This window comes from Bifidobacterium sp. B4081 (assembly GCF_026537335.1).
Lineage (GTDB): Bacteria > Actinomycetota > Actinomycetes > Actinomycetales > Bifidobacteriaceae > Bombiscardovia.
On sequence record NZ_JAFNMM010000006.1, the window covers coordinates 84,675 to 103,043 of the forward strand.

Sequence of the window (18,369 nt, forward strand, 5' to 3'; positions counted from 1 at the left end):
TTAGCTGGTTTGCAGGGGCTTGGTGGTCTGTGAAAGTCGGGGTGGTCGAATGTGAAAATTCATCCACCGAGGGTTTACTGAACAGCGCAGATGATGGTCGGTTCCTGGGACATGCTCCGGTCGGCCCGCACCAGGGTGACGCTGATGCAGGTCTGGCCCCCCTGCGGATCGTCGATGCGGGCGGTCGGCTGTCGGGTCTGCACGCTGCGGCCACGGTCGTCGTTGCCACCTTGGTCCAGGGGATGCCAAACGTAGCTGTCTCCCGGTTTGGGGTCGGGATTGGCCCAGGTGAAAACTGCCGTGGTGCCCTGGTAACGGCCCTGACCCTGGGTGGGCGAGGGAACCGCGCCCTCCTGCAGATCCTGGGGGCCACTCGAATCCGTCGGGTCCGGGGACTGCGCCTGCTGGGTTTGGATCTGGGAGGCTCCTGTAGTCGGCTGTGAACCTCGCTCGGATCCGTTTGGCAGGCCGACAACGAAGGCCCAGACCAAGGCAACGGCCAGGACGGCAGCGAGGATCAGCGCCAGAAGAATCAGGCGGCGGCCGCCAGGAAACCGCCTGGCTTGGCTGTCTCCATGGTCAGCGACCGCCTCCCTGTCTGGTTGCAGACGCGATTCGGAACTGGTCCCTGTCCCGGTCCAGGTGTGACCGGACTCCTTGTTCTCCGTCCCGCCCGGAATGGCTCCGGTATGGGCGTGCGGGCGTACATCCCCCTTGGGATAGGGGTCGATTCCCTCGCCGATGAAAGGCGTCGCATGGCCGTAGAGCTGCTGCTGGACCTCCTGAAGGGCGCGGCCGAACTCAAGTGCCGAGTAGTAGCGGTCGTCCCGGTCATGGGCCATGGCCTTCTCCAGAACCGCAGCCAGCATAGGAGAGGCCTCACCCATGTGCAGAACCGGGGTCTCAGCTGTCAGAATCAGCTGTGACAGGTGATCCTCATCCCTGGCCCGGTAGGCGTACTCGAAGGGGGAGCGGCCGGCCAGCATGCCGAAGAGCGAGGCGCCCAGGGAGTAGATGTCGCTGGCCTCGGACCCTCCTGAGCGGTTGGCCAGGACCTCTGGAGCCGCCCAGGGTATGGAAAGGCCGCCGGCCCGTTCGCCTCCATAGATGCCCGAGGAGATGCCGAAGTCGGCCAGGACGGGCAGGCCCTGGTCGGTGATCAGAAAGTTGCTGGGTTTGACGTCCCGGTGCAGGATTCCGCGTTCATGGGCGCAGTAGAGGGCCGAGGCCATGCGCACTCCCAGGTCCAGCACGCCTTCCTGATCCATGCCTCCCTTGAGCATGATGGCCTTGCAGCTGCCGCCTGGAGCGTATTCGAGCACCAGACAATCCCGTCCGTCATCGCTGACAAGCGCCTGGTAAATGCTCAGGATGCAGGGGTGGGTGGAGAGCTTGGCCAGGGTCTTGGCCTCCCGCAGAAAGAGCTGATGGGTCTGCTGGTCCATGCTTCCTTGGAGGGCCACCTTGACCGCCACAGGTCGGTTGAGCCCCTCCTGCTCGTACAGGTAGACGGCGGCGGTGCCCCCCAGGTCCAAGGGACGCATAAGCCGCAGCCCGGGCAGCGCTGGCGCATCGTCCATGGCTGGAACCGCACCTGGGCGCTGGGGGTGGGAACCGTTCTGCTGCAAGGGACATTACCTCCTAAGAACTGCCTGGAAACTGCTATCCACGATAACAGCACGTCGTTCCTGATCAGGCATCGATTGAGCCTTCTGCCGGCGGTTCCGGACCAGCGGGTTTCGGGGCCTGTAGATGGACCATGCCGGACCCTATTCTTGTAGCTATGAGCAAGCAGCCACCGGTGGATCCGCAAGAGGCCATGGAACCGGTCCGCGCCCTTATCAGCGATCGGCTCCAGAACGAGGAGGGTCGGCCTACCCGGGCCCTGGTGGTGGCTGGTCCTCCCCGCAGCGGCAAGACCAGGCTGACTACCCGGGCTCTGCTGGCCGGTATGGAGCAGTTTGGTGACGGAGCCAGCATGGCCGTATCAGGTAGGACCGCGGCCGACCAGGTCAGCCGCCAGGTCATTCTTGAGCGGGGCAGGTCCGACCGCACCCGGCCTGTGGGCACCCTGCAGGCCCTGGCCTTCCGTCTGCTGACACGGTCCCGGCTGGCCCAGGGGGGCCACGATCCGCTCCTGCCTAGGTTGCTCAACGGCGCCGAGGAGGATGCCCTGCTCAGGCAGGTTATGACCGTCCATCTGGAGCATGTACAGGCCGGGGACGACTGCGCAGTCTGCCGACTCCTGGAACGCTACTTTCGCAACGGGGCGGGCTGGTCCTCCGTTTTGGTTGGCGATGACCAGGGACGGGTCGTAGGGGTCGCGGACAGATTCATCGCCCAGCTGCGGGACATGTTCGCCCGCATGACGGAATTGGGCCTGGATAGGGATGACCGGGATCAGCTTCTGGATGCTTTGGCCGTCCAACCCATGGATCCCGACCGCCGCGACCGGCTGGGCCTGCAGTGGCGGCTGGCCTTCGCCCTGGAGGATGAGTATCGCCAGAGCATCACCGAGAGCTACCCGGACGAATTCCGTCTGGACCCCTCCATGCTCATGGTCGAAGCCTCCCGCAGCCTGGACGGTCTGGCCGATGACGACCTGCCCGACCTGCTGGTCGTGGACGACTGGCAGGACATCACCCTGGCCGGGATGGGCCTGTTGCAGGGCTTGAACCAGGCTGGCTGCCGACTCCTTCTGGTGGGCAATCCCGACCAGTCGGTCCAGTCCTTCCGCGGCTCCTACCCGGAATTTCTGGCCACTCGCCTGACGGCCTTGTCCAAGCCCATGCCAAGCGCCTCAGCCCCCCTGCTGGCCCAGGATTTCGCCTGCCTGGACGCCGCCACCGTGACCCTGAAACCCCGGAGAATGGTGGTTCCGGAAGCAGTTGCAGAGCATACCGAAAGCGGCCGGGGTTCCGACCCGGCGGCTCCAGGTTCCTACGCTGATCTGGTGGCTGCCAGGGTCAGCCTGGGCATCGCCGGAGTCGAGGAGAACGACACCCCCCTGCCCGACAGGCCTGGCAAGCTGCCCGCCTGGCCCGGTGCCGGACCTGTGGCACCCTTGACCGATGGCGACGGTCTTATCCGTGATGGCAGCGTACAGACCAGACTCTTCCACACCCCCGACCAGGAGGACGATGACCTGGTTTGGCAGATCAAGCATGAGTTTCTGGCCAATCAGCGTGACTGGAACGACATGGCCGTCATCGCCCACGACAACATGACCCTGCGTACCCTGGGCCGCAAGCTGCGTGTTCAGGGTGTGCCGGTGCGCTTCTCCTCGGTGACCCGTCCGCTCAGCCAGGAGCCCGCCATCCAGGGCCTCTTCGCCCTGGTCGAGCTGGCCCAATCGGTGCTGGACCCTGGTGCCGCCGGAAGCGACCCGGACGATCCTGCCCAGGTGGCCGCCTGGATCCGTTCTCGCCTGCGCACCCTGATGGCTGGGCCGCTCTTCCGTGTTCCCGCCACCGCCGCTCGCGCAGAGCGACCCGTCAGAATGGAACGCCTGGAGTCCATCATGGAGACCATGGCCGCATTGGCTCCCCTGTCCGACCAGCGGGGGAGTGACCCGGACTCATCGGGCTCCTTGGAGGACCTGCCGCTCCTGGGACAGGCCTGGCAGACCTGGGTCGAGGACCTGGCCGAGCGGCGGGCTCAAAGGGACCATTCATCCGGCATCAGCGTCGATGACTCCCTGTTGACCAGGCACGATTGCGCCGAGCCAGGGGACGGGTCTGGTCCCTTCTCCACAGCCTCGGCCCCGGACCAGCCGGTGGATCTGGGAGACCGGGGTGCTCAACAGCCAGCCATTCTGTCGGTTCAGGCTTTGGAGACCCTGCTGGTGCTGGATCCGGATGACCGATCCTCGGGAATCATTCTGGAGGCCATGACCGCTATCGCCGGAGGTCGCCGGGAGGACCCTGACGTTCAGGTCCTGGACAGGGCCCTGCAGGTTCTGCATCTGACCGCCACCCGCATCAGCGCCCTGGAGGACCGTCAGCCCCAATACGTGCTCTGGGAGGCCTGGCGGAGCCTGGACCTGGCCGATGACTGGCAGCGGCGAGCCCTGATGGCCACCCAGGAGGGGGAGGAGGCCAACGACCGTCTGGACGCGCTCATGCGGCTCTTCCAGTACGCGGCTGGCTCCCGTCGTTTCCCCACGGTCGAGGCCTTCATGGACCAGGTGCGCACCATGCAGATCGAGGCCGACTCCCTGGCGCGAATCGGGCCCATCGAGCACGCCGTCACCCTGACCACACCCGCCGGCGCCGCCGCCCTGGCCACCGACTGGCCGCTGGTCTGGCTGCCCGCCGTCCAGGACGGGGTCTGGCCTAATCTGATCCCCCGCGACACCATGTTCGGGGCCGAGGAGCTGGCCGACCTGGTCCTGCACGACCGCATCGGCGACCCCCTGGCGGACACGCTCAGCCACGATCCTGCCCTGCGCTCCATCCTCTACGCCGAGAAGAAGGGTTTCCTGGAGGCGCTGACCAGGGCCCGGACCCAGGTACGCATCAGCGCGGTCTGGAACGATGACCTGGTTCCATCGGACTTCCTCTACGGCTACCTGCCCGAACGCTATCCACGCACCGCCGATATGAGCCAGGCCGAGTTCAGCATGGTCGGCGCTGGCTCCGGCGGCAGTGAGCGCTATGGGGGGCTGGAGGTGTCTGCTAGGGGGCTGACGGCGGCCGCCCGGTCCATCCTGGCTGTTCAAGCGCTGCTCCCGGAAGATCAAGTCGACCGTGAGCGAGTGGACGATGCCGTGCAAGCCCTGCGGCTGCTGGCCGACCAGAGCCAGGATTCGGCCGATCCCAGGCATTGGCCCTTCCTCTATGACCATGACCAGGAGGGCGCTGCTGAACCGGCCTCGGCGGAAGAAGTTCATACTGCACAGGCCGCCGAGTCAAGGGCCGTAGGCGCCGCCTCAGGTGTCACATCGGTTACTGAAAGGGACCATGCCCCTCGTTCTGCACATGCTTCCGTCAATCAAGCCGGTCAGGCGGATCGAATACAAAACCGTGACCAGGGTCGTGACCATCGCCATGAGCACCGGTCCGACCGCCAGGTGGTCCTTCTTTCGCCCTCAGCGGTCGATGCCATCTGGAACTGCCCCCTGGAGTGGGCCCTGGGTGACCAGTTCTCCGGCCCATCCCCGTCAAGGGTGCCCACGGAGTTCGGTTCCCTGATTCACAAGGTGGCCAGCGAGGGCACAGCCCAGGGATTGGACCGTCCCGGCCAGGGTGATCCGGACGCCCGCCAGCAGCAGGTGCGGGATGCGCTCCTGGACACCTACCAGGAACTGGCCCCTCAGGAACAGCGCCTGCGGGACCCCGACGAACTCTATGACCAGCGTGGTCGCAGGAGCCGGGTGGAGCCCATCCTGGATAACCTGGCCTCTTATTTCGTCCGCTCATCAGATTCCCAATACGGCCTTGATGGCAAGAGCCCGGTCCCGGTCGGCGACCTGCTGGGGGTTCAGAGCGAGCGCTCCTTCGACGTCAGCCTGTCTGTGGAGGACCTGGTTCCTGTTTGGAAAGCCACCTTCCCCGACAGACCTCTGGATGCCGATGGGCTCTTCGCCCTGATGTCCGGCCTGGTCGACGGCTTCCCAGCAGCTCTGGATTCTAGGACGACGGTCAGGCTGACCGGCCGCATCGACCGTCTGGAGGTCAGGTCCCTGCCCGAGGGCATCCGTCTGCGGCTGGTGGACTACAAGACCGGCAGGGTCCCCTATACCCAGGGGCAGCTCTTCAACGACCTGCAGCTGGTCTGCTATCAGCTGGGACTGGCCTTCCCGCCCACGCCCGGCAGCAGCCCGGAGGTGGGGGCGGCCTGGAGCCTGCCCCAGGCTCCCGATCTGGACAGGACCGAGGGGATGAAGCTGAGCCAGTCCCTGCTCCTGCAGCTGCAGGCCCCGCCCAAGGATGCGCAAACAGGGCTGCGCCGGGAGGAGATGGCCTATCAGCCGCCACTGTTCGAGCGTGACAGGCTGGTCACCATCGCTCAGCCCAGAACCGGCATGCCCTCCCCGCTCAAGTCCAAGGCTGAGCCTGCGGATCTGCCTGATCAGGTGCCGCCTGGGGTGGATGCGGACCTGTGGGGCATGGTCCGAGCCGCCCGGGTCTCCTCCCAGGCTGTATGGGGGCTGACCATGATAGCCAGGGTCTTCTTCGCTGCCGGGGTCAAGCTGACGGCTGGCCGGGATGACGCGGTCTTCGACCCTGCCCGTTGCCATCGGGCCGGCAATGGTCAGGAATGTCAGGCATGGCAACTGGTGGCGCCCAATCTACTGGAGGATCAGGAATGAAGCAGACTGCCGAACAGTCCGCCATCGTCGATGCGGATGTCAATGAGGATCTTCTGGTGGTGGCCGGCGCCGGCTCGGGCAAGACCATGACCATGACCAGCCGGGTCATCGCCCTGATCCGTCGGGGAGTGCCCTCCGAGCAGATTCTGGGGTTGACCTTCACCCGCAAGGCCGCATCCGAACTCCAGTCCAGGGTGGGGGCGGCGGTCATCCGACGCGATCAGGGCAGAGGCACCTCGGCTGTGGACCCTGAACGCAACTTTCTTAAGCCGACCGTGTCCACCTATGACGCCTTCTTCCAGTCCATCGTGCGCCAGTACGGCCTGCTGGTGGGGATGGACCAGGACACCCGTCCCCTGAGTTCGGCAGGGGCCCACCAGCTGGCCTCCCAGGTGGTTGCCGACCATCTGGATCTGATCTTTTCCGCCGGCTCCTCGGCGCAGGATGGTGAACCCGACGACCTGGGCTCTGCGACCTTCTCGACGACCGTCAACCGGGTCCTGGGGCTGACCGGGGCAGTGACCACCTCCATGATCAGCAGCGACTGCCCTGATTTCGACCAGGCTGTGGAGCGGATCCGTGCCTGGGACCGCGCCTTTGTGGATCGCGCGGACCAGCTCATCGGTGACCAGCCCGTGCCGGACACCGAGCCCAGGGCCGGCAAGACGCCACCCAAACGAAGCAAGAAGGAGACCGACGAGCACTATCAAGGCAAAATCGAGGCTTTTCGAGACGCCAGGCAGAGCATTCGCCTTTACCGGGTGGATGCTATGCGCCGGGCGGTTCTGACACGAGAGAAGCTGCTGACCCTGGTCCAGGACTACCAGCGGGCCAAGCGTCAGGCCAACATGGCCGAGTTCGGCGACTTCACCCTGGCCGCCTTCCAGCTGGTCGAGCGTTTTCCCTCCATCAGTGCCCAGCTGCGTCGCCGCTATAGCCACGTTTTTCTGGACGAATACCAGGACACCTCCACCACCCAGGCGCTGCTTCTAGCGGCCATCTTCCATCCGCAAAATCGACAGGAGGATCAGGGGAGTGCGGACCAGGCTCCCGGCAGATCCGCAGTGACTGCCGTGGGTGATCCCTTCCAGTCCATCTATGCCTGGCGAGGGGCCAGTCCCGGGGCCTTCCGCACCTTCCAGGCCCAGTTCGGCATGTTGGCCGACCGACCCGCCTCCGGCAATGGTCCCTTGTCTGGCGTGACGGCCTTTGGGCGCTCGCAGGATCAGGACCCGCTGACCCTGTCGCGCACCTTCCGCAACTCCAGCTGGGTGCTCAAGGCCGCCAACCAGCTGACCGTCCCCCTACGCCATCGGGGCCAGGAGAGCCGGTCCGAAGTAGAACTGCGCGAGGTGGATGTGGCCAGGCTCCGTCCCCGTGAGGATGCCGACCCGGGTACCGTGGGCCTCCTGGGCTACAGCACCGGCGGCCAGGAGATTGATGGCGTGGTCAGGTTCGCCCTCAAGGCACGTGAGCTTTATGGCAATCACGGTGACGCGCCGCACGTGGCTGTTCTCTTCCGCTCCAAGGCTGCCCTGCCCAGGTACCGCGAGGCCATGGAGGCTGCAGGACTGAGCTGCCAGGTCGTCGGGTACTCCTCCCTCTTTGATCGACCCGAGGTCATGGACCTTAGAGCCCTGCTCTCCCTGATCTGCGACCACACCGACAGTGATTCCCTGATGCGTCTGCTGGCCTCGGCCCGGTTCGGCATGGACGCGGCCGACCTGAGCGCTCTGGCATCCCTGGCCGCCAAGGTCAACGAGGACAGTCAGTACCGGGCCCTGATTCGTGCCGGCCTGGTCGAGTCTGACCCCGATCCGCGCCGCCGTCGTGAGGATCTGCACCGTTACCGTGACCAGGTTCCCAACGACGTTTTCCTGGTGGACCTGCTCCTGCGCGACGACCTGTCAGACCTCTTGAAGGGCTCCGGGCTCTCTGCCAGGGGAAGGGTTCTGGCCGCCGAGGCCGCCCGGGTCATCTGCCAGGTCCAGGCCGAGTCCTCGGCCCCCCTGCGCCAGGTGGTCATCGCCGCCATCCGTGCCTTGGATCTGGACGTGGACCTGGTCTTGTCTCGTTCCCTGGCCAATCCCCAACGTCCTCTGGAGCCCAGCCAGGCCAAGGTGGGCATCCAAGCCCTGCTGGATCAGGTTGATGTCTACCTGTCCGAGCTGCCCCAGGGTCTGGGGCCCAGCCTGCGCGGGTTCGTCTCCTGGCTGTCTTCCTTGGACCAGAGTCCCGAAATGCCCACTGACGGGGACGACCGGCAGGCCGATGTGGCCCTGATGACCGTCCACCAGGCCAAGGGTCTGGAGTGGGATGCCGTCGCGGTTGTCGGGCTCAAGCGTGGCGCCTTCCCCAGCAGCCAGGGCGATCGGCTCACGGTCAAGCCCGCCTCGGACCAGCCGGTGGCCCAATCCCCGGACGGCCCGGTCTACCAGTACAACTGCACGGCCCGTACCTGGCTGGTCGATCCCGAGTCCGTGCCGGTGCCGGTGCGGGCTGATGCCATGATTCTGCCCCGCTTTCCTCACGATGCCCCCCTGGGAGCTGACCCTGAAGACCTGCTGGGTCGGCTTGACCTTGCGGGCCTGGAGGAGGAGGCCATGGGCCTGTCTCGGGAGAGCGGGCTGGACGACCAGGCCCGCCCGGTCCGGGCCGATGCCATAACCCCCTCTCAGCGCGAACAGTACGGCCGTCGGCTGCTGGACGACGAGCGGCGGCTGATCTATGTGGCGGCGACCAGGGCCCGACATGACCTGCTGCTGACCTTCAGCCAGGATTCCCAGGCGGAGTCTGCCGCTTTGAACACGCCGGCTCCAGACCCGGATAAGGCCTCCAACTTCTGGACCGAGCTGGTGGAGCTCTTCCAGGAAGAGCCCGATGCGGTCAAGCTGCAGCAGGCAGAGGATGCGCAGGAGGGCGAACTGACGCCGCCCTTGGGGCTCTTTGTCGGTGAGAACGCCCAGCCCTACCGCCAGTCCATTGTCGACCGCGCGCTGGATCAGGTGGATCAGGTCGCCGCCCGCGACGGCGAACGTGACCAGGCGCTCTGGCCTCCGGTGCTGAGTGCGCGCACACGCCAAGCCCTGGATCGTTCGGCCGCTTGGGTGCACGCCGGGGAACCGGGCGAGCCCGCAGTTGATGAGGAGGGCGATGACGGGCTCTACGCCAATGCGGTCCGCGTCCTGCAGGTCAGCACGGGTCGTCTGGGTGTCGCCGATGACCAGCTGCTCACGGACCTGGATCTGCTGCGGCGCACCGGCCGACGGATCCTGGGGCATGGGGCTAGCAGCGTCACCGCAATCCAGGCTGGTTCGGCAGGGGGCGACCCCAAGATGGAGAGGGATTACTGGCAGGGGCTGGTCAGACCCATACCTCAGGTGGCCTCCCCGCAGGCCGAGGCAGGCACCCGCTTCCATGACTGGGCCAGGCGCTTCATCCTGCCCGAAATTTCCGACCCTCAAGGACTGGTGGACCTGCCCGATCAGGCGGAATCGCCGAATCTGCTCGATGGTCCGCTTGGTCCCGGGGCCATGGCCGAGCGGGCCCGCATGCTGGCCGGGCTTGACCAGGAGCGGGAGTCCCTGGATTCCCAGGCCGATCCCGTGCAGGCCCGTCTGCTGACCTGGGAGCAACGGCTGGCCGAGTCTGACTGGACCCAGCGCACTCCCGTCTGGGTGGAACGGCCCATCGTGGCGGTGCTGGCAGGCCAGATTGTCAAGGGCAAGTTGGATGCCGTCTTCGCAGGCGGACTGGACCCTGATCGCTCGGATCTGCGCTACACCATCGTGGACTGGAAGACCGGTGCCCGACCGCACGGAGAGGAGTCGACCAACCGCCGTCTGGTCCAGCTGGACTTCTACCGGCTGCTCCTGTCACGCTTGGAGGGTATCGGCCTGTCGACCATCGACGCCTGCCTTTATTATGTAAGCGAAGACCGGCCCCAGGATCGACTCATCAGGGCCCGTGCCAGGACCGAAGAAGAAATTCTCGCATCCCTGGCCGAGGGCATACCCGAGCAGTCGGACGAGGACTGAGTCTGTGGCAGACCCCGCAAGATAAGGCGATGGGTGCCGCGCATCAGCAATCATGAACAGCAGGCGATCGGCAGACGGCCAAGTGCCGTCGTTGGGCCGGGTACGCCCGAATGGAGCAATGAGACAGATGACAACGTCCAGTATTCACGACCAGGCCTCCCGGCGGAGGGGGAGCGTGGAAATACGACCCATGGTCTGGGCGGATATGCCCGACTTGGTGGGGACTTTCGACGCTACTTGGAAGGTGCAGGAGGATCCCGAGGGCACCGTGTCCCGGCTGAGCGCCGCCCACTTCATCCTGCACTACCTGGTGGGTACCACCAGGGCCCGGATAGCTGTTGATGGGCAGGACTTTCTGGGGGTGACCCTGCTGGCCGAGGGGCGTGGCGAACTGTGCTTCCCCCAGGCCCAGGAGGAGCTGGAGCAAGTGGACCAACAGCTGTCTGCCACAACCTTGGGCGCTCAGACCCTGGATCGGGCCCGCCAGTGGCAGCTGACCGAGGTCAAGCTGGAGGAGCAGTGCGATCTGGCTGTCCCACCCCAGGCTGAGCTGAGGCTCTTCCTGGTCTCCAGCCGTGCCCGGGGACGCGGTGTGGGCGGCGCCCTGTGGCGGGACACCCTGGAGCATCTGGATCAGGCGGGTATCGAGCGCTTCTACCTGCATACGGATTCCTCCTGCGACGTGGGCTTCTACGACCACAAGGGCATGGAGCGGTTGGCCGAGCTCAAGGGGCGGGACCATGCGGCCTTCGCCGGGCGTGACCCCTCCGACGACCCGCAGTTCTTCGAGGGAATCGACGACATCTTCATTTACGGAGGCCGTGTGAGCGACCAGCTGGGCAAGGACGGTGACCGTGGCGGCCGCTAAATCCCCATTCCTGCGCCTGTTCACCTACCCGGGCGCCGCCGGCTTCTGCCTGTCGGCCGTTCTGGCCCGTCTGCCCCTGGGCATGATGGGTCTAGGCATCGTGCTGGCCCTGAACAACATCTATGACAACTGGACCTCGGCCGGTCTGATGAGCGCCGTCTACACGCTCTGCGCGGCCCTGGTCACCCCCTTCTACGCCCGCTTGTTCGACCGGTTCGGCCAGCGTCGGGTCGGGGTGACCGCCTTGATCGTACAGGCTCTGGCCATCCTGGGATTCGCTGTGGGGGCCATGCGCCGGGTTCCGCTGGGAGTGCTCTTCGTGCTGGCGGCCCTGATGGGCCTGACCCAGTTCGCCTTCGGAGCCCTGGTGCGTACCCGCTGGGCCTGGGTGCTGCGCGAGGACAAGACCAATCTGCTCAACACCGCCTACGCCCTGGAGTCAGGACTGGACGAGTGCGTCTTCATCCTGGGACCCATCCTCTCCGCCTACCTGGCTACCTCGGTGAGCCCGGTCTCCCAGCTCTACCTGCCTGCCCTGGCCCTGTTGGTCGGCGGACTGACCTTCTTCGCCATGCGTTCCACCGAGCCCCCGGCCGTCGTTCGTATGGAGGCCGTCGATCAGTCGGCAGCGGATCATTCCCCGGTGGATGCCCACGGAACCGTTCTGCCGAGTGATACTGACGGCCACCAGGGATCGCGCTCGGCCCTGGTCTACCCGGGCATCCTCCTGCTGGTCGTCATCTTCGTCGTCTTCAACATGAGCTTTTCTGCCGTTGACGTCTCGGTGACCGCCCTGACCAAGTCCATGGGTCGCGAGGGTGCTGTGGGTCTGCAGCTGGCCCTGTTCGCCCTGGGTTCCCTGTGTGGGGCGCTGATCTTCGGCTCGGTCAGACTCAAAGGATCCCGCTGGCGCTATCTGACGACCTTCCTGGTGCTGCTGACCCTGGGCTACGTGGTCTTCCGCCTGGTCATGGACAACCTGGCTCTGCTGGGTCTGGCCGAGGTGCTGACCGGTCTGTGCGTCTCGCCCATCTTCGCCACCGGCAACCTGATCGTGCGCGAGAACGTGGATGCCCGGGCCCTGACCGAGGGGCTCTCCTGGCTGTCTACCGGAGGATCCATCGGCACATCCCTGGGTTCCACCCTGGCTGGGGTCGCCCTGGATCAGTTCGGGCCCTACGGCGGCATGACCATACCGGCGGTGGTCACCTGCTGCGCTGTCCCTCTGGCCCTGCTGGGCTGGGCCAGGAGCCGCAGGAGGGGTATGGTCGAGAAAAAGACCGAAAATACACAGTGAAATGAAATGAACAATCGAGAAGGAGGCAGCCGATGATCCGGGTATCGGTGCTGGGCGCAGACGGACGCATGGGAACCGAGGTGGTGCGTGCTCTGAATGGCGCGCAGGATATGCAGACGGCCCTGCTGCTGGGTCCGGACGATGATCCGGCGGCCATTAATCCGAGCAACACGGATGTGGCGGTCGACTTCACCAGCCCCGATGCTGTCCTGGCCAATACCCTGACCCTGATAGAGCAGGGGGTCCACTCCGTCATCGGCACCACCGGGTGGACCAAGGAGCGTCTGGACCAGGTCAAGCAGGCCCTGGACGGGCATCCTGGGCTCAGTGTCTTCATCGCTCCCAACTTCGCCATCTCCGCAGTGCTGGCCGACCGGTTCGCAGCCATGGCTGCCCGCTACTTCGAGTCGGCCGAGGTGGTCGAGATGCACCATCCCGACAAGGTCGACGCCCCCTCCGGCACGGCTCTGGGAACCGCTTCCGCCATCGCCGAAGCCCGTCGCCAGGCTGGCATGGGTCCCATGCCCGACGCGACCCAGCAGGCTGATGCTTCTAGGGGCCGGGTGGTTGACGGTGTCCACGTCCATGCCGTCCGGCTGCGGGGCCTGAACGCCCACGAGGAGATCCTCATGGGCAACCCCGGCGAGCAGCTGACCATCCGCGCGGACAGCTTCGAGCGTGTCTCCTTCATGCCCGGAGTCCTCCTGGCCGTGCGCCGTGCCGGGAGCATTCCCGGGTTGACCGTGGGCCTGGACCACTATCTGTTCTGATATCCGCAAGAGCGCCCCCTTCTGCAAGTAGCGTGAAGATATGACTGAGACTGGTGCCCATCTGCTTCCTCCTGCCCCATTTGGCCGGGTGATCCCCGCCATGATCACGCCTATGAATAAAGACGGATCCGTTGATTACGAGGCTGCCGCCAATCTGGCCCGGACCCTGGTGGCCGATGGGGCCGACGGCATCCTGGTCAACGGCACAACAGGCGAGTCTCCTGTCACCCATATGGAGGAGAAGGTCAACCTGGTCAAGGCCGTCAAGGATGCCGTTGATGTGCCTGTCATCTCTGGAGCGGGTTCCAACGACACGGCGCACACAGTACGGATGGTGGAGATGACCCAGGAGGCCGGGGCCGATGCCCTGCTGGTGGTCATGCCCTACTACTCACGGCCCTCCCAGGATGGGGTGGTGGCCCACTTCCGTTCGGTATGCCAGTCGGCTCAGCGGCCGATTATTCTCTACGATGTGCCTGGACGGACCGGACTGCACGTAGAGCTGGACACCTACCGGAAGCTGGCCGAGCTGGACGGGGTAACAGCCGTCAAGGATGCCACGGGCGACCTGGCCTCCATGCCTCGCAAGCGCCAGGAGACCGGCCTGACCTGGTATTCAGGTGACGATGGCCTCTATCTACCCTTCCTGGCCTTGGGTGCGGTCGGCATCATTTCGGTGATCGCCCATGTAGCCTCCGGGCCTATGAAGCGCCTGGCCGATGAATTCGATGCCGGGGACCTGGATGGCGCAAGGGATTTGGCCGCACGTCTGGATCCGCTGGTTCAGGCTCTGAATGGCCAGGGTCAGCAGGCCGTCATGGCCAAGGCTGCTCTGAAGGCGGCCGGGAGACTGGATCAGACCGCCATGAGGCTGCCCAATCTGGGTCCCGATGAGGATCAGGTGGCTCTTGTTCGTAAGGGCATGAAGGCTGCCGGACTGATCTGAATTACTCCTGAGAGCAATGGCGCTATTGCCCCTGCCTTGGACAGATCATCGCGGACTCCTTCTCCAGCCACGTCCACCGGGTACAGCAGGTGGGAGCAAACCGTTGCTGGTTGTTGGCCGCCCCCGCCGGCTGTTAAGGCAAAGGGGGTCTGTGCCGGGGGAGGTTCAGCAGTGTTTGGCTTGAAGGTTGTGGGTAAGAGTCTTTCAATAGGGCTTGAATTATTCCAAAGCTGAGGCTTTTGGGTGACCTTATGTAACAAGGTGGTTATTTGGTTTCCCACTTTTCGATGATGCTGGGTAAATAGAACGGCATCCTGCCGGTTTCGAAGAGGTTGAAATTCGTTTCTTATGAAATCCGATCCGTGGTTAAAGACGAGGTCGATGCCTTAAAGCCTCAGGTCTATAATCAGAATAAAGGTGGTGTCGGGTGGAAGACGTCGTTGTCTGAGGCCCTTGGTTATTTGAAGCCTTTCTCGCCGTTAGCAGGGTTCTTGGGTTCCGTGCTTGCGCAGATGTAGAGCGAAGGATGGGTGGTGGTGATGTCTGAGTCGAGTGGCAGGCGTGCCGGTGCCGGGGGGTGTCGGATGGCGCTGATGATCGGGTTGATGCGTTTGTCCTGTCGTCGGTCATGTCGTGTGTGGTCGGGAGCGTGCCGCTTGCTCGGCCTGGCGCCCGTGAGTTCTCCCTGGGCGGGGTGCTGTGGAAGACGGCGCTCTATGGGATGACCTATATGGCCGGGTTCGCCTGCGGCTGGTTCCTCCTGTTTGACCAGGACCAGGATTGGATCCGCATGTGGCAAATTCAGTCTATTTTGCTTGCTGTGCTTTCCGTGTTGGCTGTGTGGATCCTGTTGGGACGGTATGAGGATGGGAAGGGGCGTCCGGGGCCTTGGTTCGTGGTGTTGTCTTTCCCGTGCGCTCCGGGGTTCGGCGTGGGTTTCGGGGCTGTCGGCCGTGCCTCTGGTGGGGTGTTCCGGTGGGTGCTGGTGTCTGTGGCTGTGTTAGTGGCTTTCGGGGTGCTGGTGTTTCCGCTGCTGATGCGGCTGGTGCGCAATGGGTTCCTGTCGTGGGCGGCGATGGTGGTGTTGTGTGTGGTGCCGTCCTGGATGCTGGCCAGGGTGACGGGGTCGGCTGGCGCTTCCTTGTTCTGGTGCTGTGTGGTGGGCGTGGTCGGCGCCTTGTGGTTCGTGTTGGACATGTGGGCGATCGAGAAGTGCGCGGACACGCATCGTGACGCGGCTTTCGAATGGCTGGCGGCCTGGGCGCTGGTGTTCGATCTGATCGTGCTGATCGCCTCCCTCCTGGGAGCCTCCAATAATGACGATGACGCCAGCCGGTGACGCCGGACGGCGCCATGGGCATGCTGTCGTTGACATCAATATCGGATGTTCCGTTCTGACGGACCGTCGGGACGTGTTTATGAAGAAAGGAAAGGTGATGGTTATGACCAGTGCCTTGTTCTCGAAGAGGCCGCGTCGTGTGGATGTGATGAAAGGGTACGAGCCCATGTACGACGCGACCATGCAGGAGTGCTTGCAGCGGCCCTTCTACCTGTACGCGAGGGGAAAGGGCGTTCCTGTCGCAAGGAGATATGGATTTTCGCCGCGTTCATCTGGGTCATGTCCACTGCTATGACCGGCCTGTTCTCCTCGGGTTCCTTGGCCGTCATACCGGGGCTGTTCTCCCTGGCAGTGCTGGTGCCTATGTATGCCCTGATGGTGCGGCGTCTGCATGATCCTGGCTTTGTCGGGGTGGTTGGCGCTCGTCCCCTATGTGCTGGAGGTGGTGGGCGTGGGTCTGATTGTCGGTCCGATGGTGTCGGATACCTTGAAAGGGCTGGATCCGTCCGGCCCTTCGCCCGTGGGGGTCATCATTCTCCTTCTGGCTGTGGTAGTCCGGCTGGCCATCATGTGCGTTCCCTCGCGTCGCCGTCATCCAGTTGTCGATAACGGAAGCCTCGGTGTGAGTCGGACTGGTACGGCGCAGTATCCAGAGGACCCGAACGGACAGTGACCCCTATCCTGTAACAGGAAAGGGTGAACCTCGACGATGCGGGATGGAAAGAGACCTGCATGAACGGCACTGATGCAGGACCGGAATCGACGGTCTGGCGGGCCGAGTGGCGGATTCGATGCTTTGAGCGGGATGGTGGTGAGTGATGGCTGGTGTTTCCGGCTCTTTGCGGCTTCCTGTGGGGAGGTCCTGGCTGCAGAGCGCGTCTTCGGTCATGTCGCGGGTGGCGGGGTGTGCGCGTCATGCGCCTGCGGGTGAGCGTGTCTTTTCGTGTGCCGGTGTGGTGCGCAAGCTGGCGGTGTGCGGTGCGGCCTTCCTGGCGGGGTTTGTGCCGGGCTGGGCGTTCCTTTACGACCAGGAGGAGCAGTGGGTGCGCGGCCGTTGCATCCAGTTTCTTCTGGTGGGCCTGTTCTCGATTTTTGCGATGTGGTGGTTTTTTGAGTCGGTTCGAGAGCCGTGGGGGGCGTCCTGGGTTTTGGTGTCTGGCGCTGACGATGCCGATGATGCCCTGCTGGGGGGTGGCGTTCGGCGCGGCAACTGGTATGCATCCGGGGGTGATGCGCTGGGTGTTCGTGTCGGTGGCCGTGTTGGTGGTGGCCGGGGTGACCTGGCTTCGGTTCGTGTCGGATCTGGTGCGTGTCCGTGTGGCGGCCTGGGCGGCTTCGGCCGCTTCGTGCGTGGTGCCGTCGTGGATGCTGTGCCTGCTGTTCGGGGGCTCCCCCTTGTCGTGCCTGCCCTGGTGCATAGCGGTGGGCGCGACGGGCGCCTTGTGGTTTCTGCAGGACCTGTGGGCGATCGATTATTGTGCGGGCGACAATCGTGACGCCTCCTTCGAGTGGCTGGCGGCCTGGGCGCTGATCTTCGACCTGATGACCCTGGTGGCCGCACTATATCGCGGCGGCACCGCCGCACAAGGGCAATGAGCTTGCCCCGGGGGGATGCTGCTCTCTGCCCGGCTGAGTAGTGCCAGGTGATGGATAGACGCGGATCGAACGCACAGCGTGGGAGGCGGCAGGGTGGCCTGGCTTGCCCTGCCTTCTGGCTTATGCTACTGGGAACCGCCTCTTTCTCCTTCTGTTGATTTGGGCAGGGACCGTGGAGGTTCAGCGCACGTTGCTTGTCCAAGACTGACAGTGTGAGGGGGAGGGTGTCGCGAGGGTGATGAGTCCCCGTCTGCAAGTAGCGTTGAAGTATGTCTGAGCTTCAAACCCATCTGTTGGACAAGGCCCCGTTTGGGCGGGTCGTGCCGGCCATGGTCACCCCCATGAACCATGACGGGTCCGTGGATTTTGAGGCCGCTGGCAAACTGGCCCGCAGGCTTGTCGCTGATGGGGCGGATGGGTTGCTGGTCAACGGCACAACCGGCGAATCTCCGGCCACCCACATGGAAGAAAAAGTCGATTTGGTGCGAGCCGTCAAGGATGCCGTCGATGTGCCCGTCATCTCTGGAGCAGGCTCCAATGATACGGCTCATACGGTACGCATGGCCGAGATGACCCAGGAAGCCGGGGCGGATGCGCTCCTGGTGGTCATGCCTTACTACTCCAGACCCTCCCAGGATGGGGTTGTAGCGCATTTCAGGTCCGTCTGTCAGTCTGCGGATCGTCCCATTGTGCTCTACGATGTACCTGGCCGCACCGGGTTGCACGTGACTGTGGATACCTACCGTCGCCTTGCCGAATTGCCGCATGTCGAGGCAGTCAAGGATGCCACTGGTGACCTGGCCGCAGTTCCCATCAAGCGCAAGGAGACGGGGCTGATCTGGTATTCAGGTGATGACGGGCTGTACCTGCCCTTCCTGGCCTTGGGTGCCGTCGGCATCATATCGGTCATGGCCCATGTGGCCAGCGGTCCTATGCAGGACCTGGCGACTCGGTTCGATCAAGGCGACCTGAAAGGGGCACAGAGGTTGTCGACCGCCTTGGCGCCGCTGGTCCAGGCTCTGAACGGCCAAGGGCAGCAGGCGGTCATGGCCAAGGCCACTTTGAAAGTGGCCGGCGTCTTGGACAGCACGACGATGAGGCTCCCTAATCTTGGGCCTGGCAAGGACCAGCTGATCCAAGCCGAGAAAGGCATGAAGGCCGCAGGGCTGATGCGTTCCTGACAAGCAACCAAGCGTCGCCCCT

Annotated in this window: 11 protein-coding genes and 1 pseudogene; 11 read left to right on the forward strand and 1 reads right to left on the reverse strand. The window is 64.5% G+C overall.

The window, feature by feature from the left end; genetic code table 11:
* Positions 1–74 precede the first annotated feature (74 nt).
* Positions 75–1,628, reverse strand: coding sequence for a serine/threonine-protein kinase (locus J3T92_RS08870; protein ID WP_267401150.1), 1,554 nt, complete (start codon positions 1,626–1,628; stop codon positions 75–77).
* 155 nt (positions 1,629–1,783) lie between these two features.
* On the opposite strand from J3T92_RS08870, the gene J3T92_RS08875 reads away from it, so the two are divergent.
* The 11 genes and pseudogenes from J3T92_RS08875 (at position 1,784) to dapA (J3T92_RS08920) (ending at position 18,347) form a co-directional block, all read left to right on the forward strand.
* A complete protein-coding gene (locus J3T92_RS08875) occupies positions 1,784–6,313 on the forward strand; it encodes a PD-(D/E)XK nuclease family protein (protein ID WP_267401152.1) in 4,530 nt (1,509 codons plus the stop codon).
* Positions 6,310–10,350, forward strand: coding sequence for an ATP-dependent DNA helicase (locus tag J3T92_RS08880; RefSeq protein WP_267401155.1), 4,041 nt, complete (start codon positions 6,310–6,312; stop codon positions 10,348–10,350). The genes J3T92_RS08875 and J3T92_RS08880 overlap by 4 nt, the downstream gene beginning before the upstream one ends.
* 118 nt (positions 10,351–10,468) lie before the next feature.
* Positions 10,469–11,218 carry a GNAT family N-acetyltransferase gene (locus J3T92_RS08885; RefSeq protein WP_267401157.1) on the forward strand — a complete coding sequence of 250 codons (750 nt, stop codon included), beginning with the start codon at positions 10,469–10,471 and terminating at the stop codon, positions 11,216–11,218.
* Positions 11,205–12,515, forward strand: a complete 1,311-nt coding sequence (locus J3T92_RS08890) for an MFS transporter (protein ID WP_267401158.1) — start codon at positions 11,205–11,207, stop codon at positions 12,513–12,515. Before J3T92_RS08885 ends, J3T92_RS08890 begins: the two co-directional genes overlap by 14 nt.
* A gap of 32 nt (positions 12,516–12,547) precedes the next feature.
* Entirely contained in the window at positions 12,548–13,285 is a 738-nt protein-coding gene (gene dapB / locus J3T92_RS08895; RefSeq protein ID WP_267401159.1) for a 4-hydroxy-tetrahydrodipicolinate reductase, read from the forward strand.
* Between the two features lie 40 nt (positions 13,286–13,325).
* A complete protein-coding gene (gene dapA, locus J3T92_RS08900) occupies positions 13,326–14,231 on the forward strand; it encodes a 4-hydroxy-tetrahydrodipicolinate synthase (protein WP_267401161.1) in 906 nt (301 codons plus the stop codon).
* A gap of 577 nt (positions 14,232–14,808) precedes the next feature.
* Entirely contained in the window at positions 14,809–15,570 is a 762-nt protein-coding gene (locus J3T92_RS08905) for a hypothetical protein (RefSeq protein ID WP_267401162.1), read from the forward strand.
* 279 nt (positions 15,571–15,849) lie between these two features.
* Positions 15,850–15,924 (forward strand): annotated as a pseudogene (locus tag J3T92_RS09555) (hypothetical protein); the annotation flags it as partial.
* A gap of 37 nt (positions 15,925–15,961) precedes the next feature.
* Complete coding sequence (locus J3T92_RS08910) at positions 15,962–16,243, forward strand: hypothetical protein (RefSeq protein ID WP_267401163.1); 282 nt, start codon at positions 15,962–15,964, stop codon at positions 16,241–16,243.
* A gap of 518 nt (positions 16,244–16,761) precedes the next feature.
* Positions 16,762–17,166 (forward strand): hypothetical protein, encoded by a 405-nt coding sequence (locus J3T92_RS08915; protein ID WP_267401164.1) that lies wholly within the window; start codon positions 16,762–16,764, stop codon positions 17,164–17,166.
* A 269-nt stretch (positions 17,167–17,435) separates the two neighbouring features.
* Entirely contained in the window at positions 17,436–18,347 is a 912-nt protein-coding gene (gene dapA, locus J3T92_RS08920; RefSeq protein WP_267401165.1) for a 4-hydroxy-tetrahydrodipicolinate synthase, read from the forward strand.
* The last annotated feature ends 22 nt before the right edge of the window (positions 18,348–18,369 follow it).